The organism is Pseudomonas sp. 3B-A001-10F (assembly GCF_056313565.1).
Genome location: NZ_JBQYFW010000112.1, coordinates 1 through 213 on the forward strand (window position 1 = coordinate 1; position 213 = coordinate 213).

1 protein-coding gene is annotated in these 213 nt (G+C 58.2%); it reads left to right on the forward strand.

Features of this window, described 5'->3' with window-relative positions:
• Positions 1 to 213: immunoglobulin-like domain-containing protein (locus tag AC0ZWN_RS28975; protein WP_476337735.1), on the forward strand; the 213-nt coding region annotated here is incomplete at both ends.

Genomic DNA, 213 nt, shown 5'->3' on the forward strand with positions numbered 1-213 from the left:
TGATTACCATCGAAGCTGGCAAAACCACTGGCACCGTGTCTGTTCCAGCGCCAGCCGATGACGTCTACAAAGACGCCGGCAAGGTTGAAGCGACGATCTCCACCGCTACCGGTGGCAACTTCGAAAATCTGGTGCCGAGCACTGTTCCGGCCGTGACCGAAGTCACCGACACCATAGACACCTCGACCGTCAAACTGACGGCCGATACCTCCG